At 73.2% G+C, this 15,459-nt stretch carries 13 protein-coding genes; 6 read left to right on the top strand and 7 right to left on the bottom strand.

All coding sequences use genetic code 11. The features are described from left to right. Positions 1 to 47: 47 nt before the first annotated feature. On the bottom strand, positions 48 to 2,030 hold the full coding sequence (locus RBJ77_RS53410; protein ID WP_372351639.1) for an N-acetylmuramoyl-L-alanine amidase: 1,983 nt from the start codon (positions 2,028 to 2,030) through the stop codon (positions 48 to 50). Positions 2,031 to 2,315: 285 nt separating this feature from the next. After that, positions 2,316 to 3,467, bottom strand: a complete 1,152-nt coding sequence (locus RBJ77_RS53405; protein WP_372351638.1) for an aminoglycoside phosphotransferase family protein — start codon at positions 3,465 to 3,467, stop codon at positions 2,316 to 2,318. A gap of 231 nt (positions 3,468 to 3,698) precedes the next feature. Here RBJ77_RS53405 and RBJ77_RS53400 point away from each other — a divergent pair, with 231 nt between their 5' ends. Then, the gene (locus RBJ77_RS53400; RefSeq protein WP_372351637.1) at positions 3,699 to 5,189 is read left to right on the top strand and encodes a hypothetical protein; all 1,491 of its coding nucleotides are present in this window, start codon (positions 3,699 to 3,701) and stop codon (positions 5,187 to 5,189) included. Between the two features lie 57 nt (positions 5,190 to 5,246). Here the strand turns inward: RBJ77_RS53400 and RBJ77_RS53395 are convergent, their stop codons facing one another. Both RBJ77_RS53395 and RBJ77_RS53390 read right to left on the bottom strand, forming a co-directional pair. Continuing rightward, positions 5,247 to 6,671 carry a PP2C family protein-serine/threonine phosphatase gene (locus tag RBJ77_RS53395; RefSeq protein ID WP_372351636.1) on the bottom strand — a complete coding sequence of 475 codons (1,425 nt, stop codon included), beginning with the start codon at positions 6,669 to 6,671 and terminating at the stop codon, positions 5,247 to 5,249. Positions 6,672 to 7,068: 397 nt separating this feature from the next. Then, the gene (locus tag RBJ77_RS53390; RefSeq protein ID WP_372351635.1) at positions 7,069 to 8,082 is read right to left on the bottom strand and encodes a LacI family DNA-binding transcriptional regulator; all 1,014 of its coding nucleotides are present in this window, start codon (positions 8,080 to 8,082) and stop codon (positions 7,069 to 7,071) included. Positions 8,083 to 8,187: 105 nt separating this feature from the next. On the opposite strand from RBJ77_RS53390, the gene RBJ77_RS53385 reads away from it, so the two are divergent. Beyond that, a complete protein-coding gene (locus RBJ77_RS53385; protein WP_372351634.1) occupies positions 8,188 to 9,435 on the top strand; it encodes a cytochrome P450 in 1,248 nt (415 codons plus the stop codon). Here RBJ77_RS53385 and RBJ77_RS53380 read toward each other — a convergent pair. Both RBJ77_RS53380 and RBJ77_RS53375 read right to left on the bottom strand, forming a co-directional pair. Beyond that, the gene (locus tag RBJ77_RS53380) at positions 9,425 to 10,333 is read right to left on the bottom strand and encodes a TIGR03619 family F420-dependent LLM class oxidoreductase (protein WP_372351633.1); all 909 of its coding nucleotides are present in this window, start codon (positions 10,331 to 10,333) and stop codon (positions 9,425 to 9,427) included. The genes RBJ77_RS53385 and RBJ77_RS53380 overlap by 11 nt on opposite strands. Before the next feature lie 52 nt (positions 10,334 to 10,385). Next, positions 10,386 to 10,589 carry a DUF5999 family protein gene (locus RBJ77_RS53375; RefSeq protein WP_255968949.1) on the bottom strand — a complete coding sequence of 68 codons (204 nt, stop codon included), beginning with the start codon at positions 10,587 to 10,589 and terminating at the stop codon, positions 10,386 to 10,388. 178 nt (positions 10,590 to 10,767) lie between these two features. Here RBJ77_RS53375 and RBJ77_RS53370 point away from each other — a divergent pair, with 178 nt between their 5' ends. Beyond that, complete coding sequence (locus tag RBJ77_RS53370; RefSeq protein ID WP_372351632.1) at positions 10,768 to 12,162, top strand: MFS transporter; 1,395 nt, start codon at positions 10,768 to 10,770, stop codon at positions 12,160 to 12,162. Positions 12,163 to 12,225: 63 nt separating this feature from the next. Here the strand turns inward: RBJ77_RS53370 and RBJ77_RS53365 are convergent, their stop codons facing one another. After that, entirely contained in the window at positions 12,226 to 13,098 is an 873-nt protein-coding gene (locus RBJ77_RS53365; protein WP_372351631.1) for a universal stress protein, read from the bottom strand. Positions 13,099 to 13,367: 269 nt separating this feature from the next. Between RBJ77_RS53365 and RBJ77_RS53360 the strand changes: the two genes are divergently transcribed. From RBJ77_RS53360 to RBJ77_RS53350, 3 genes are all read left to right on the top strand, one after another. Continuing rightward, positions 13,368 to 13,955 (top strand): hypothetical protein, encoded by a 588-nt coding sequence (locus RBJ77_RS53360; RefSeq protein ID WP_372351630.1) that lies wholly within the window; start codon positions 13,368 to 13,370, stop codon positions 13,953 to 13,955. Between the two features lie 212 nt (positions 13,956 to 14,167). Beyond that, positions 14,168 to 14,635 (top strand): Crp/Fnr family transcriptional regulator, encoded by a 468-nt coding sequence (locus RBJ77_RS53355; protein WP_372351629.1) that lies wholly within the window; start codon positions 14,168 to 14,170, stop codon positions 14,633 to 14,635. Positions 14,636 to 14,731: 96 nt separating this feature from the next. Continuing rightward, a complete protein-coding gene (locus RBJ77_RS53350) occupies positions 14,732 to 15,433 on the top strand; it encodes a response regulator (protein ID WP_372351628.1) in 702 nt (233 codons plus the stop codon). Positions 15,434 to 15,459: the final 26 nt, after the last annotated feature.

The following is a 15,459-nucleotide window of genomic DNA, read 5'->3' as shown; positions in this document are numbered from 1 at the left end:
CGCCCCCACGGCGAAACCGGGCCCGACCGCCCTGCGAACCCTGTCGGCTACGACACGGTGGACGGCGTCACCTGGACGTCCGCCGCCCGCACGTACGCCACGCGGTGACCGAACTGGATCTCGTAGTACACGTCCTTGCCCCGGACCACCCGGTGACTCGTCGTGTCGAACGTCGGGGAGTAGAAGTACTCGCCCGTCGTCCGGCCGCCGACCACGTAGCGCTGTCCGGCGAGCAGCTTGTACGGCAGCGGCGAGATCGCCTGCGGCGTCATGCCCGCGGGGTACGCCTCCTTCTCCGGGTAGGCCCGCCCGTACACCGGGACCTCGGTCGCACCGGCCTTCGGCGTGACCACGAGACCCTTGGCGTCCACGGCGGTCGGCTGCTTCGCCGGGTTCTTGAACCAGGCCTTCTGGCCCAGGTACCAGACCGCCGTCCAGTCGCCCCGGCGCTCCGCGACCGCGTACTGCTGGCCCGTGGAGAGCCGCGACGCCATGTCGTTCACGTCGGTCGTGGAGGCCTGACCGCCCGGCCGCAGACCGATGTCCTTGATCAGCGGAGCGTCCTCGCTCGGCTCCGTGTACACCCGCACGGCGCTCGACCCGTGCGGCGCGCACGTCTCGCCCGCCTTCACGCAGCCCGTGAACACCGGCTGATTCGTGGCGAACCGCGGATCGACCGTCACCACACCGCCGCCCGGACCCGCCGTGCGGTGGAACGGCTTGCCCATCAGCGCGAAGTAGTGCGCCCAGTCCCAGTACGGGCCCGGGTCGGTGTGCATCTGCGGGATGTTCACCGTCGTCGGTCCGGGCACCGTGTCATGGCCGAGGATGTGCTGCCGGTCCAGCGGGATGTCGTACTTCTTCGACAGGTACTTCACCAGGCGCGCCGACGACCGGTACATCTCCTCCGTGTACCAGGAGTCCGGCTGCGTCAGGAAGCCCTCGTGCTCCAGGCCGACCGACTTCGCGTTCACGTACCAGTTGCCCGCGTGCCAGCCGACGTCCTTCGCCTTGATCGACTGCACGATGTGGCCGTCGGTCGAGCGCAGCGAGTAGTGCCAGGCCAGATACGTCTTGTCCTGGACCAGCTTGAGCGTCTCCTCCCACGTCGCCTCCGTGTCATGGATGACGATGTAGTCGATGCTCTGGTCGTTCGGCCGGTCCGCGAGGTCGTGGTTGCCGTAGTCGCCGTCGCCGAACTCCTCGTACGGCGCCGGGATCCACTCGCACGACACCGTCTTCGGGCACTCGGTGTCCGAGGCGTTCGCCTTGCGCAGGCCCATCTTCTCGATCTGCGCCGCCTGCGGCTTCGCGTCGGACTCGGCGGCGAGCGTCACCGTCTGGCCCTCGTCCGTGGTGCGCCGCTCGCCGTCGCGGATCACCGCGAACACGTCGTTCGCGTACGTCGCAGCGGTCGCCGCGTCGTCCGCACCGGAGAACGTCGCGACCGCGCCGTACCAGTCCGCGGGGTTCTCGCTGAGCGGCTTGCCGAGCTTGTGCTGCGCCGCGGCGAGGAGGGCGGCGCCACCCCGCACGTTCGCCGCGGGGTCGCTGCGCAGCTCCTCGGCGGGGATGCCGCTGACCTGGGCCGCGCGCACCAACGTCTTGAGCCGCGCCGGGAGTTGGGCGTCCGTGGGCACATCGGCCGCGGTCGCCTTCAGCGGTGACCGCGAGTCGTCGCCGCGGGCGTCGCCCTCGGCGTGGTCGTGCACCACGGTCCGCGCCAGGGCCGTGCGCGCGTCGGTGAGGTGCATCGGCCCGTACCCGCCGGTGACGCTCGGCGCGCCGCCGTGCGCGTCCCAGCGGGACTGCAGATAGGAGACGCCGAGCAGCACGCTCTGCGGGACCCGGTACTCGGCGGCCGCCGAGGCGAACGCGCCCTGCAGACGCGCCGAAGGGGCGGCCGCCGGGCTCTCCGGCGGCGCCGCGCCCAGCAGCGGGAGCAGCAGGGCCGCTGTCGCGAGGGAGCCGGCCGCGCGTACTCCCGTACGGGAACGTCTGGCGGTGCGGGGACGGATGGACCGATGCAACGGTGCCTCCTGGAAACGCCGGGGTCGGGATGGAGCGCGGGTGCGTGCGGGGCCGATCGTGCTCAGTGGTATCGGCTCACCGACGATCCGTCAATCATCCGACGGGTCACGGGATTTCCAGGGATTGCGCATGTCAGCAGGCGTGTGCCGGGGTTTCCTCAGCGGTGGTGCGACCGCCTGCGACGCGTCAGTGGTGTGGACCTCTGGACGGTGCGGCGGCCGGGCGACACAAAGATCCGCGGTGCGCCGACTTCCTCCCGGGCGCACCGCGGATCCCCGTCCCCGTCAGCGAGTGCCGACTGCCGCACGGACCGCCCTTCGGGCCATGTTGCAGTCGTCGTGCAGGCGGCGCAGCAACAGCCGCTGCTCCTCGCCGGACGGCGCAGCACCGGGATGGGCCTGAGTCGGTGCCGCCGGGGTCTGCTCGTGCATGGAACGCTGCACGGCCGTCTCGTAGGTACGGATCTCCCTGGTCAGGACGAGCATCAGATTGACCAGGAACGCGTCCCGGGACGCCGGGCCGCCGGACTGCGCGAGCTGGCTGATCTGCCGGCGCGCGACCGGGGAGTCGCCCAGGACCGTCCAGAGCGTCGCCAGGTCGTAGCCCGGCAGGTACCAGCCGGCGTGCTCCCAGTCCACCAGGACCGGACCCGCGGGGGAGAGCAGGATGTTCGACAGCAGCGCGTCGCCGTGGCAGAACTGGCCCATGCCACCCCGGCCCGACGTGTGCGCGATGCCGTGCAGCAGCTTCTGCAGGTCCCCCATGTCGCGGTCGGTCAGCAGGCCCAGCTCATGGAACCTGTTGATCCGCTCCGCGTAGTCCAGTGGCGCCTCGAAGGTGCCCGCCGGCGGCCGCCACTGGTTCAGCCGGCAGATCGCGCCGAGCGCGGCGCGCACGTCCGCCCGCGGCGGTGCCTCGACCGGGTGGCGCTGCAGGGCCGCCACCCGGCCGGGCATCCGCTCGATCACCAGCGTGCCGTTGTCCGGGTCGGCCGCGATCAGACGCGGGACCCGCACCGGCGGCCGGTGTCGGACGAACGAACGGTATGCGGCTATCTCGTGCCGGACCCGCTCAGCCCACACGGGGGAGTGATCCAGTAAACACTTCGCTACGGCGGTGCTGCGCCCTGTCGTACCGACGAGCAGCACGGAGCGCGGGCTGCGGCGCAGCACCTGCACCGGATGGAACTCCGGGCAGATCCGGTGCACCGAGGCGATCGCCGTGCGCAGCTGGGCGCCCTGAGGGCCGGACAAGTCGAGTCTCCCGCTGAGGGGTTGCGTGCCGAGCCCCGGGACGCGCCGAGTCCTGCCGACGCCACCGAGCGCCGGGGCGGCGGTCCGCGCGGGGTCGAGGTACGGGCCGCTGCCGGGGACCGCCGGACGGGCGGGACGCAGCGGCCGGGGCGGGGCGGACACGGAGGACGATGCTGTGTACATGGGAGATACAGATCCCTTCGCGTGCCGACGAGTTGCTGCGCCGCCCGGCCCGGCCGATTCGGTACACCCTGGGGAATGCCCTGCGGCGACCGGGTCGGGGTGGCGCATTCCTACCTGACACCCGAGGGCCAGAGGCACAACAGCTGGCGCACCCTGGCGAACCATGGCGAATAGTCGCTCAGCAACTGACAGAGGGCTACTGTCAACTCAGCCGAGAACCTGGGGGCTTACGTGAACGGACAACCCAACACCCGCCTGAACGACCTGTTCGGCCTCGCCGGCTGGTCCAAGGGGGAGCTCGCGCGACTCGTCAACCGGCAGGCGGCGGCCATGGGCCACCCGCAGCTGGCGACCGACACCTCGCGGGTGCGGCGTTGGATCGACATGGGAGAGATCCCGCGCGATCCGGTGCCACGGGTGCTGGCGGCTCTGTTCACCGAGCGACTCGGCCGTGTCGTGACCATCGAGGATCTCGGTCTCGTCCGGCACGGGCGCACGGGGAAACGGCAAGGCGCCGGGGGCCTGGAACAACAGGGCCCCGACGGAGTGCCGTGGGCGCCCGAGCGGACAGCTGCGGTCCTCACCGAATTCACGGGAATGGACCTCATGCTCAACCGACGCGGCTTGGTGGGCGCGGGTGCCGCGCTCGCCGCAGGATCCGCACTCAGCAGCGCCATGCACGACTGGCTGCACACCGACCCGGCCCTCGTGGCCGACGCCCCCCGTTCCGCTGATCCCCTGCACGCCGACCCCGCTGGGTTCGACCGCTACGAGGCCGCCCCCATCGGGTCGCAGGAGATCGAGGAACTGGAGCGCTCGGTCGAGGTGTTCCGGGCCTGGGACGCCTCCCGCGGCGGCGGGTTGCAGCGCAAGGCAGTCGTGGGCCAACTCAACGAAGTCGGCGGAATGCTCTCCTACCGCCACCCCGACCACCTGCAGCGGCGCCTCTGGGGTGTCGCCGCCAATCTCGCCGTCCTCGCGGGCTGGATGTCCCACGACGTCGGCCTCGAACCCACGGCCCAGAAGTACTTCGTCATCGCCGCGCACGCCGCGCGCGAGGGCGGCGACCGGCCCCGGGCCGGCGAGGCCCTGTCCAGGGCCGCCCGCCAGAAGATCCACCTGGGCGCGCCCGACGAGGCGCTCGACCTGATGAAGCTCGCCAAGTCCGGCTCGGGGGACGCGGTGCTGCCGCGGACCAGGGCCATGCTCTACACCATCGAGGCCTGGGCACAGGCGTCGATGGGCAAGGGGCAGGCGATGCGTCGCACCCTCGGCGAGGCGGAGGACCTCTTCGTCTCGGACAAGGGTGACGTGCCACCGCCGAGCTGGATGCAGATGTTCGACGAGGCGGACCTGCACGGCATGCAGGCCCTCGCCTACCGCACCCTCGCCGAGCACGAGCCCGGTGCCGCCGTGATCGCGCAGCGGCACGCCAAGGAGGCCCTCGCGCTGCGCGCGGGCGGCCGCGACCGTTCGAAGATCTTCGACCACCTGTCGATGGCGTCGGCGTGCTTCATCGCCGACGACCCCGAACAGGCGGACCGGTACGCGCGGTTGGCGCTCTCGTCGATGGGGTCGAACTCGTCCCATCGCACCTGGGACCGGCTGCGTGAGATGTACCGGCTCACCGGGCACTACGCCGGCTACCCGAAGATCGAGGACCTGCGTCAGGAGATCAAGCTGGCGCTGCCGAGGGTGCCGGGGAAGCGCATGCAGGCGTAGCCCTGGCTCCGTACCGGAGCAGATCGACCGAGTACCCGTACGCCGCCAGGGACCGACTCAGGAGCCGATCCTGGCGACGAGCACACAGGCGTCGTCCTCGCGCTCGCCCACACCGAACTCGTCCATGATCACGCTCAGGCACTCCTGTGCGTCACGGGCCTCGGTCAGGCGCGGTGCCAGTGCGAGCAGCCGGCCCGCGGCAGCGGTCTCGCCGCGCCGTGGCACCAGGCCGTCGGTGTGCAGCAGCAGCAGATCGCCGCTGCGCAGGGTCTCCTCGGCCTGCCCGTACGCGGCGCCGGTGGTGGCGCCGAGCAGTACGCCCTCGGGCGGCGTGAGCGCACACCCCGTCCCGTCGCGGAACAGCAGCGGGGCGGGGTGTCCCGCCTGCGCCCACGCCAGTGTGCGGGCCGCCGGGTCGTAGCGGCAGCACAGGGCGCTGCCGAGGGAGGGTTGCGCGGAAGAGTCGAGGAGGTGGTTGAGCCAGCCGAGCAGCTCGGCGGGACGGGTGCCGGAGACGGCCATGCCGCGGACCGCACCGAGCATCATGGCCATGCCGGAGGTGACGGCGACGCCGTGTCCGGTGAGCCCGCCGACGGTCAACAGGGTCTGTCCGTCGGGCAGTTCGAGTGCGTCGTACCAGTCGCCACCGATCGGGGAGCCGGTCGTGGCGGGGAGGTGGCGGGCGGCGAGGTCGAGACCGCCGGGGCCGCCGTGCGGGAGCCGCAGGGAGCCACGCCACGGCGGCAGCACGGCCTCCTGCAACTCGACCGCGAGCCGGTGCTCGGTCTGCGCGATGTGCCGCTGGCGCTGGAGCGAGTCACGGGTCTCGCTCACCGCGCGCTGGCTGCGGCGCAGTTCGCTGACGTCCCGCACGACCGCCCACATCGAGGCGGTCGAGCCGTCGGCGTCGAGCACGGGCTCGCCCATCATGTGCACGGTGCGCACGGAGCCGTCCGCGCGCGCGATGCGGAACTCGCCGTCGATGGGCTTGCCGTCGATCAGGCAGTCGGTGACCATCGCGGTCAGCTTCGGCTGGTCGTCGGCGTGCACCACGGCGGGCAGTTCGTCGAGGGTGAGGGGGGCGGCGGCCGGGTCGCGGCCGAGGATCTGGTAGAGCTCGCCGGACCAACTGGCCTCGTCGGTCAGCAGGTTCCATTCGGCGCTGCCGACCCGGCTGATCAGCGAGCCGGTTCTCGATTCGGCGCCGGCCCGCTGGGGCGGCACGTTCTCGCGGGTGGCCGGACCGTCCCGCAGCTGGGCCAAGTGCCGGTCCAGGTCGTTGAGTTGGTGCACCGCCAGTTCGTACAGGGCGCGCTGCCAGCGGGCCTCGGGGTCGGTCGCGTCGACCGTGGTGCCCGTCTTCTCGCGCCGGACCGCGTCGACGTCGCCGAGCAGACGGCGGGTCTGCGTGATCAGCGCGTCGACCGTGCCTCGCTCCGGCGGCTGGCCGGTGGGGCGGTCCGCGAAGACATGGGGCGGCATGACGAACTCCGATGCAGGCACGGGTGGCCAAGGCTGACGGAAGGACCGCTACAGACTCTGGCACAGGCCGCCTGGCCTCGTAAGGCATTTCGCCATACACGATGCGGTGGTGCTTCTGGCATATGCCGTAGTCCTCGCGGACGGCTCCGAAGGGTGCCGCGGTCGAACGCGTGGCCGGGTGATGCGTATGCCAGGCTCATACGTGCGATCGCTGGACGGGGGTCGATCGGCGTAGTGCGGCCTACGCCGCGGGAGCGGATCCTCGGTGCCGCGCGAGGGCCGGTGGCGCCAGGGCGCCCGGGTGGGTCGGGCGACGGGCATGTGCACGTTGTCGCGCATTCCGCGCAAAAAGCGAAGCGTCTCCGGACGGTCCGGCGGTGTGCCGGCCACGGGTCCGTCACGCGTCCGCGGGTGCCTGCCCGGTCGAGCCGCGGACCACCAGCTCGGGCTCGAAGAGGAGCTCGCCGGGCGGCACCGTGCTGCCCTGGATCTGCGCGACCAGCAGCTCGACCGCGGCCCGGCCCATCGCCTCGATCGGCTGGCGGACCGTCGTCAGGGGCGGCTCCGTGCAGTTCATGAACGCCGAGTCGTCGTAGCCGACCACCGAGACCTCGCCGGGCACCGAACGGCCCGCGCGGCGCGCGGCGCGGACCGCGCCGAGGGCCAGGGGGTCGCTGGCGCAGATGACGCCCGTGATGCCGCGGGCCAGCAGCCGGGCCGCCGCCGCGTGCCCGCCCTCCAAAGAGAACAGGGCCCGCTCCACCGCGTCGTCGGGCAGCTCGCTGCCCAGCGATGCGGCCGCGGCGCGCGCCGCGGCCAGCTTGCGCTGCGAGGGCATGTGGTCGTGCGGGCCGAGCACCAGGCCGATCCGCTCGTGCCCCAGCGAGGCCAGGTGCCGCCACGCCTGCTCGACCGCGACCGCGTCGTCGCAGGCCACGCATGGGAAGTCGAGCTGCTCGATGGACGCGTTGACGAGCACCACCGGCACGTTGCGCTCGGCCAGCCGCTGGTAGTGCCCGTGCTCGGCGTCGGCCTGCGCGAACAGTCCGCCCGCGAAGACGACGCCGGAGACCTGCTGCTGGAGCAGCAGCTCCACGTAGTCCGCCTCGGACACGCCGCCCTTGGTCTGGGTGCACAGCACCGGCGTGAGCCCCTGCTGTGCGAGCGCGCCGCCGATCACCTCGGCGAACGCCGGGAAGATCGGGTTCTGCAGCTCCGGCAGGACGAGTCCGACCAGCCGGGCGCGCTCGCCGCGCAACTGCGTGGGCCGCTCGTAGCCGAGCACGTCGAGCGCGGTCAGCACCGACTGGCGGGTCGCCTCCGAGACGCCCGGCTTGTTGTTGAGCACCCGGCTGACCGTGGCCTCGCTGACCCCGACCTTCTTCGCCACCTGAGCAAGTCTGCGCGTCATGGAACGCAAGATTAGCGCAAGCCTTGCACCCTGTTTGCGTAGTGGGAACACCCGATCGGACGCACCGGCGTTGCCCCGCGGACACCCCGGGGAAGGCATGGGCGCGTGAACGAGAAGACCGTACGCGAGGACCTGGCGGGACCGGAACCGGTCGGCGGTGACCGGCCCGTCCGCGCCTGGGCCCTGGAGGACCTGCCCGCGCTCACCTTCGACCCGCTGCTCGCCGACGTGCTGCGCGAGGAACCGGTGGCGCGGGTGCGCATGCCGTTCGGGACGGAGCGGGACGCCTGGCTCGTCACCCGCTACCCGGACGTCCGCCTGGTCACGTCCGATCCCCGGTTCAGCCGGTCCGCGCTCGTCGGGCGTGAGGTCAACGGCATGATGGCGCACCGCGTCGCCGCCACCGTCGGCCTCAACTACGCGGACCCGCCGGACCACACCCGGCTGCGCAAGGTGATGACCAAGGCGTTCACCGGCCGCACCATGAAGGGGCTGCGGCCGCTCGCCGAGCGCACGGCGGCCGGACTGCTCGACGCCATGGAGGAGGCGGGCCCGCCCGCCGACCTGGTGGCGCACCTGCACGGCCCGTTCCCGCTCGCCGTGGTGAGCGATCTGCTCGGGGTGCCGGCCGAGGACCGGGCGCGCCTCGCGGACTGGCCGGACGTGATCCTCTCGGCGGGCCCGGGGCCCAAGTCCAGCGAGGCCGCCAAGGAACGGATGCGGCAGTACATCGTGGAGCTGCTCGCCGACCGGCGCGGCAGCACGGACGACGACCTCGCCTCGGTCCTCGCCCGCGCCGAGGCGGCCGGCGAGATCAGCGAGGCGGAAGCCGTCTCCCTGGCCACGGCCGTCCTGGTCAGCGGCGCCCACGCGGTCCGCAACAACAGCGCGAACATGGTCTACACGCTGCTCACCCGGCCCGAACTCGCGGACCGGCTGCGCGCCGAGCCGGAGCTCGTGCCCCAGGCGGTCGACGAACTCCTGCGGCACATCCCGCACCGCAACGGCGTCGGCCTGCCCCGGATCGCCACCGAGGACGTGGAGGTCGGCGGCGTGCTGATCCGGCAGGGCGAGGCCGTCTACGCCTCGTACCTCGCGGCCAACCGGGACCCCGACGTCTTCGCCGAGCCGGACACGGTCGACTTCGACCGGGCCGGGACGGCGCACCTCTCCTTCGGGCACGGGCCGCACCACTGCATCGGCGCGATGCTGGCCAGGATGGAGTCCGAGGTGATGCTGGCGGGCCTGCTCGCCCGCTTCCCCGGCCTGCGGCTGGCCGGGGACCCGGCCGACACGCGGTGGCAGAGCAAGGGGTTCATCCGGGGGCCGCAGACACTGCTCGTCAGCTGGTGAGCGCGGCGGCGCCGATGACCTTCTCGACCAGCAGCTCCAGGACCCGCCGGTCGTCGTCGGCGCTGCCCCGCGCCGCGGGGTCGCCCGGGTAGGTGTCGAACAGGACGTGCGTGGCGCCGAGTTCGGCCAGGACCTCCACGTCGGCACGGATCCGGTCGATGCTGCCGTGGCCGAGCGGCCGGTCCTCGGTGTCCGGGACCGCGCCCACGGCCAGCTGGATCCGCGGGGTGAACTCCGGCACCGGGCGCCCCGCCCGCCCGGCCTCCTCCGCGAGCCGGGGGAGCTGTGCGCGCAGTGCCGCGAGGGTCGGCCGGAAGGGGTGCCACGCCTCGCCGAGCCGCGCGGCCCGGCGCAGCGCCGCCGGGGAGTCGCCGCCCACCCACACCGGTACGTGCGGGGTGGAGGCGGGCGCGGGCGCGGTCCTGATGCCCTCGAACGAGACGTACCGGCCCTGGAAGTCGCAGGGGTCCTGCGTCCAGGCGGCGCGGATCGCCGTGAGGTACTCGTCGGTGATGGCGCCGCGCTCCTCGAACGGGACGCCGAGCGCGCGGTACTCGGCGGCTGACCAGCCGACGCCGGCACCGAGGATGAAGCCGCCGTCGGTCAACTGGTCGACGTTCGCGGCGAGTCGGGCCGTCTGGAGCGGGTGCCGGTACGGGATCACGGTGATCGTGGTGCCGAGCGTCAGGCCGGGGACGCGGCCCGCGAGATGCGCGGCGAGCAGGAACTGGTCGTAGAACGGGGCGGGATAGACCGCGTGCACGTCCGGGGTCACCGCGATGTGGTCCGAGATCATCGCGAAGGCGAAGCCGAGGTCACGGGCGTCCGTGGCCTGCCGGACCAGGCTCTCGGGGGTCGTGCCGGAGCCGAAGTTGAGGAGGTTCACGCCGAATTTCATGCTGCGCAGTCTTGTTGATCTTGGGGCTCCGCGTCGAAGCGGAGCGATCGTTTCAGGCCGCGAGGGACATCGTCGGCCACACCGGCCGCACGGGTGCCAGGGCGCTGCCGCCCGGCAGCAGTTCGCCGGTGTCGTCGAAGACGATCGTGCCGTTGCAGAGCAGGTTCCAGCCCTGCTCGGGGTGGGCGGCGACGATGCGTGCGGCGTCGCGGTCGGGGCGGTCGGCGGACGGGCACGGCGGCTGGTGGGAACACATGGGGCACCTCCTGGTCCGGCGCCGGAGAGGCGCTCGGGTCGGTACTGACGTCGGTTCGGGAGCCGGTGCTGAAGCTGTCACTGAAGTCGTCACTGAATACGACTCCAGGCGGGGCTTGTACTCATCGCTGCGCGGGCGCGGTTGTGCGGTCGGCGCGGCGCACGCTACGTTCACCGCCATGACAGTTGGAAAATCAAACTCACTCACCGTGTGGATCGTCTCCGCCGGCGTCTTCGTCGTGAACCTGGACCTGTTCATCGTGAACGTCGCGGTGCCTGCGCTCGGCGCCTCCTTCGACGGCGCGTCCCTCGCCTCCCTGTCGTGGGTCCTCAACGCGTACGCGATCGTCTTCGCGGCGCTGCTGGTCCCGGCGGGCCGCCTCGCCGACCGGTACGGGCACCGGCGCGGATTCCTGCTCGGGCTCGCCGTGTTCACGGCGGCGTCGGTGCTGTGCGCGCTCGCACCGGGCGTGGGCTGGCTGATCGCGGCCCGGGCCGTGCAGGCCGCGGGCGCCGCCGCGCTGATGCCGACGTCGCTCGCCCTGCTGCTCGTCGCCACCCCCGCACAGCGACGGCCGCGCGCCGTCCGGTCCTGGGCCGCGATCGGCGGCATCGCCGCCGGACTCGGACCGGTCGTCGGCGGACTCCTGGTCGAGGCCGACTGGCGCTGGGTGTTCCTGGTGAACGTGCCCGTCGGTGTCGCGGGGCTCGTCGCGGGGGCGCGGGCGCTGCCCGCCGACCGGCCGGACCGCTCGGGCCCGCTGCCCGATCTGCCCGGCGCGGCCGTGCTCACCGGCGCGATCGGCGCCCTCGCCCTCGCGCTCGTCAAGGCGCAGGACTGGGGCTGGAGTTCGGGCCGCTTCGCGGGGACGCTCGCGGTGGCGCTCGGCCTCGTGGCCGCCTTCCGGTGGCGGTCGGCCCGGCACCCCGCGCCGGTCGTGGAGCTGCCGCTGCTGCGGATCCCCGCCTTCGGCGTCGCGACCGTGGCGGCGCTCCTGTTCACCGTCGCGTTCGCGGCGATGCTGCTCACCGCCGTGCTCTGGTGCCAGCAGGTGTGGGGCTGGTCGGCGATCCGCACCGGGCTCGCCATCGCGCCGGGCCCGCTGGTCGTCCCCGTCCTCGCCGTCACCTCCGGGCCCGTCGTGCGCCGCCTCGGCGCCGGCGGGACGGCCGCGGCGGGCTGTCTGCTGTTCGCGGCCGGGCTCGTGTGGTGGGCGGTGGGCGCCGACACCGTGCCGCGGTACGCCACCGGATTCCTGCCCGGCATGCTGATCACCGGGATCGGCGTGGGGCTCGCCCTGCCCACGCTGGTCGGCGCCGCCGCCACCGCGCTGCCGTCGGACCGCTTCGCCACCGGCTCCGCGCTCACCACCATGGCCCGTCAGACCGGCTCCGTGCTCGGCGTCGCCGTGACCGTCACCGTGCTCGGCGCTCCCGCCACGGCGCGGGCCGCGTCGACCGCGTTCCGGCAGGGCTGGTACGCGGCGGCGGGGGCCGCGGTCGTCGCGGCGGGCATCGCGCTCGCGCTGCGTCGCCCGGCGCCGGTCCCCGTGCCGGTCGCCGCCGCGCGGTGACGGTGACGGCTCTCGCCGACGGAGTGCGGGCGGCCGTCGTCTGCTTCGGGGACCGAGTCGCCGTCAGGTGTGCGGGACCACCGCGACCGGGCTCGTCACGTGGTGCACCACCGAGTGCGCGGTGCAGCCCAGATGGGGCGAGTCGGCGCGGCGGCCGATCACCGTCAGGCTCGCGTCGGTCGACGCCTTGAGGAGGTGGTGGCCGGGCTGCCCGTAGACGAGGCGCTCGACGACCGGCACGTCCCGGTACTTCGTGCGCCACGGCCGCAGCGCCTCCGTCAGGGACCTGCGGCGCAGCGTCTCGCGGCGGGCCGCGTCACCGGGCAGCGCGTCCCCCGGCGTGTTGCCGCGCAGCGGCGGCAGCGTCCAGGCGTGCAGCGCGTGCAGCGGCGCCCCCCGCAGGGCCGCCGCCTCGAAGGCGTACGAGAGGACCTCGTCGGCGGGCGTCGTCACGTCGACGCCGACGACCACCGGCCGGTACCCGTCCCCGTCGGTGGTCCGCTCGTCCTGCGGAAGGCCGCCCGCCCGCACCAGGACGACCGGATGCAGCGACCTGGCCGTCACGGCGAGCGCCACCGAGCCGACGAGAAACCCCGAGTAGCCCGTGAAGCCGCGCGAACCGAGCACCAGGGACTCGGAGACCGCCGCCGTCTCCAGGAGCGCGGTCACCGGCGGCGCGGTCCTGCGCCGCGCGACGATGTCCAACTCCGGGTAGGCGTACGAGAGATGCAGTGCGACGCGGTCGAGGAGGCTGCGGGCCGGCAGGTCGACGTCCGGCGGCGGCGGGGCGGACCGCTCCGCCGGGCCGCCGGTGTCGGCGTGGACGAGCCGCAGGGGCAGCCTGCGCCGCAGGGCCTCCCGGGCCGCCCAGTCTGCGGCGTCCGCACTCTCGCGGGAACCGTCCGTCCCGACGCTCAGGACGCGGGTGCTGGTCATGACGGGTTACCTCTCCATGGCGGTGACGCGGACGGTGTGCTCCGGTACGGGTTCCACGCACGGGGGTGGTCACTCGTGCCGGCCTCGCGAAGCGGGCGTCCGATCCGGTGCGGCGAGCCGGGCTGCAAGGGCGCGCGCTGACTCGGACCGTGCCACCGGAGCCACCCCCACCGGGAGAGGCGAACCGGCCCTGTGCGAGGGGTCGTTCGGCCCCTGTGCCGGGACCCGGGCGGCACGCGAGCGTGGGACCTCCCGGGAGGGAGGCGGCCATGGTGACGGGCAGGTCCGCGGGACGGCGCCCAGGCAATCCACTGCGCCGCAGGTCCGACGTGATCGAGGCATGGGCGGGGGTGCTGCTTGGCGTGCTGGCCCTCCTGGTGGCCCCGGCGGCGGGCGTACTGACCGGCTGGGGCGCCCACGCCGACGCCCGCGAGCACGCACGCCGGCAGGTGGTCTCCCGGCATCTCGTCCGGGCCGAACTCATCGAGGACGCACCGGACTTCGTGGCGTCGGCCAGCGGCACGCAGGACGACCAGCGGTATCCGGTCGCGGTCCGCTGGACCGACCCGGCGGGCCGCACGGTCACCGCCCTGGCCCCCGTCCCGGCCGGTCTCGACCGGGGTGACGGCACCGCCGTGTGGCTCGACCGCAGCGGTGCCGTCACCACGCCGCCCTGGGGGACCGACGACATCTGGGCCCACACCCTCGCCGCGGCGTTCCTCGTCACCGCCGCCGTCCTCGGCGTCGCCCTGACCGTACGGCTCGTCCTGCGCGGGGCCCTGGACCGCGGCCGGTCCGCCGCGTGGGAGCGCGAGTGGGCCCGCGTCGAACCGGACTGGCGGCGCCGCCCCATCTGACGGGATCCGACAGGCCCCCAGGCCGGAGCCGTTCGGCCCCTGTCCCCCCGAGCGCCGGGCGGCGATCGTCGAGGTATCGCACGACGGCAGTCCGGACGGTGCGAGACCCGCCGCCGCGGCCCACACGCCGACGTAACTCCCGGCCCGGCGGCGGGGTGACCGGAGGGAACCGTTCCCGGCCGTCGTGCAGCGCCCCCGGAAGGAGGCCGCTCATGACCACCACGGCTCCGCGCATGGGCCAGACCCTGCCCGAGGAACACCGAGGCCGGCTGATGCGCATCGCCCGCGAGGTGGCCTTCCCGCAGGACCGTCGGCTCTTCGAGGAGGGTTCGCGCGCCGACCGGTTCTGGATCGTGCGCAGCGGCAGCATCGCCCTCGACATGCGGGTACCGGGACAGCGGTCGCCCGTCGTCGAATCGCTGGGCCGCGGCGAACTCGTCGGCTGGTCCTGGCTCTTCCCTCCGTACGTGTGGCAGCTCGGCGCACGGACCGAGATGCCGGTTCGGGCCGACGAGTTCGACGCCTTCACCGTCCGTCTGATGTGCGCGTCCGACCCCGGCCTCGGCTCCTTCGTCGCCCAGTGGGTCGGCGGCGTGCTCGCCCACCGGCTGAGCGTCACCCGGACCCGGCTGCTCGACCTGTACGCGCCCCAGGGGTCGGGAGCACTGCTCTACGGATGACGGTCCGCAGGACACGGCGATCGGGGCCGTTCGGCCCTGGCGGATCACCCCCTCCGGCCCCAGGATCTAGGGGACACCACAACGGAGGGGGTCCGCATGCCGTCACCACCACGCAGTTTCTCCGCGGACGGTCCCATTCGCATTCTGCTGCTCGACGATCACGAGGTGGTCCGTCGGGGCCTGCGCGATCTACTCGGCGCCGAGCCCGACATGGAGGTCGTCGGGGAGGCGGCCACCGCCGCGCAGGCCCTCGCCAGGGGGCCGGCGCTGCGGCCCGACGTGGCCGTCCTCGACGTCCGCCTCCCGGACGGTGACGGCATCACCATCTGCCGTGAACTCAAGGGTCTGCTGCCGGAGTTGAGCTGTCTGATGCTGACGTCGTTCGACGACGACGACGCACTTCTCGACGCCATCATGGCCGGTGCGTCCGGCTACGTCCTCAAACAGATCAAGGGTTCCGACCTGGTCTCCGCCGTCCGCACGGTCGCCTCGGGCCAGTCCATGCTCGACCCGGCGACGACGGCCCGGCTGATGCGCAGTCTGCGCGGGCCCGAGCACGACGAGACCGAGAACGGCGACGAACCGGCCACGGGACAGCTCGCCGAACTCACCGTGCGCGAACGCGAGATCCTCGCGCTGGTGGGGGAGGGGCTGACCAACCGGCAGATCGGGCACCGGCTCTTCCTCTCGGAGAAGACGGTGAAGAACAACATCTCGCGGCTCCTGGCGAAACTGGGCGTCGAACGCCGCATCCAGGCCGCCGTGATCGCCACGCGACTGCCGCAGGCACTGGACTGAGCGAGGCCGGGCCGGGCGCCGCGCTC

Origin of the sequence: Streptomyces sp. KL116D, assembly GCF_030766975.1 — a bacterium.
Classification (GTDB): domain Bacteria; phylum Actinomycetota; class Actinomycetes; order Streptomycetales; family Streptomycetaceae; genus Streptomyces; species Streptomyces longispororuber_A.
Note: the sequence above shows the minus strand (reverse complement) of the source record. Positions and strands in the feature narration are given on the sequence as shown.

What these genes read in the sequence shown, in the direction of transcription:
- RBJ77_RS53355 (WP_372351629.1), top strand. Translation starts at nt 14,168, where the DNA reads ATGACCACCACGGCTCCGCGCATGGGCCAGACCCTGCCCGAGGAACAC.
- RBJ77_RS53365 (WP_372351631.1), bottom strand. Translation starts at nt 13,098, where the DNA reads ATGACCAGCACCCGCGTCCTGAGCGTCGGGACGGACGGTTCCCGCGAG.
- RBJ77_RS53375 (WP_255968949.1), bottom strand. Translation starts at nt 10,589, where the DNA reads ATGTGTTCCCACCAGCCGCCGTGCCCGTCCGCCGACCGCCCCGACCGC.
- RBJ77_RS53360 (WP_372351630.1), top strand. Translation starts at nt 13,368, where the DNA reads ATGGTGACGGGCAGGTCCGCGGGACGGCGCCCAGGCAATCCACTGCGC.
- RBJ77_RS53405 (WP_372351638.1), bottom strand. Translation starts at nt 3,467, where the DNA reads ATGTACACAGCATCGTCCTCCGTGTCCGCCCCGCCCCGGCCGCTGCGT.
- RBJ77_RS53370 (WP_372351632.1), top strand. Translation starts at nt 10,768, where the DNA reads ATGACAGTTGGAAAATCAAACTCACTCACCGTGTGGATCGTCTCCGCC.
- RBJ77_RS53390 (WP_372351635.1), bottom strand. Translation starts at nt 8,082, where the DNA reads ATGACGCGCAGACTTGCTCAGGTGGCGAAGAAGGTCGGGGTCAGCGAG.
- RBJ77_RS53395 (WP_372351636.1), bottom strand. Translation starts at nt 6,671, where the DNA reads ATGCCGCCCCATGTCTTCGCGGACCGCCCCACCGGCCAGCCGCCGGAG.
- RBJ77_RS53380 (WP_372351633.1), bottom strand. Translation starts at nt 10,333, where the DNA reads ATGAAATTCGGCGTGAACCTCCTCAACTTCGGCTCCGGCACGACCCCC.
- RBJ77_RS53350 (WP_372351628.1), top strand. Translation starts at nt 14,732, where the DNA reads ATGCCGTCACCACCACGCAGTTTCTCCGCGGACGGTCCCATTCGCATT.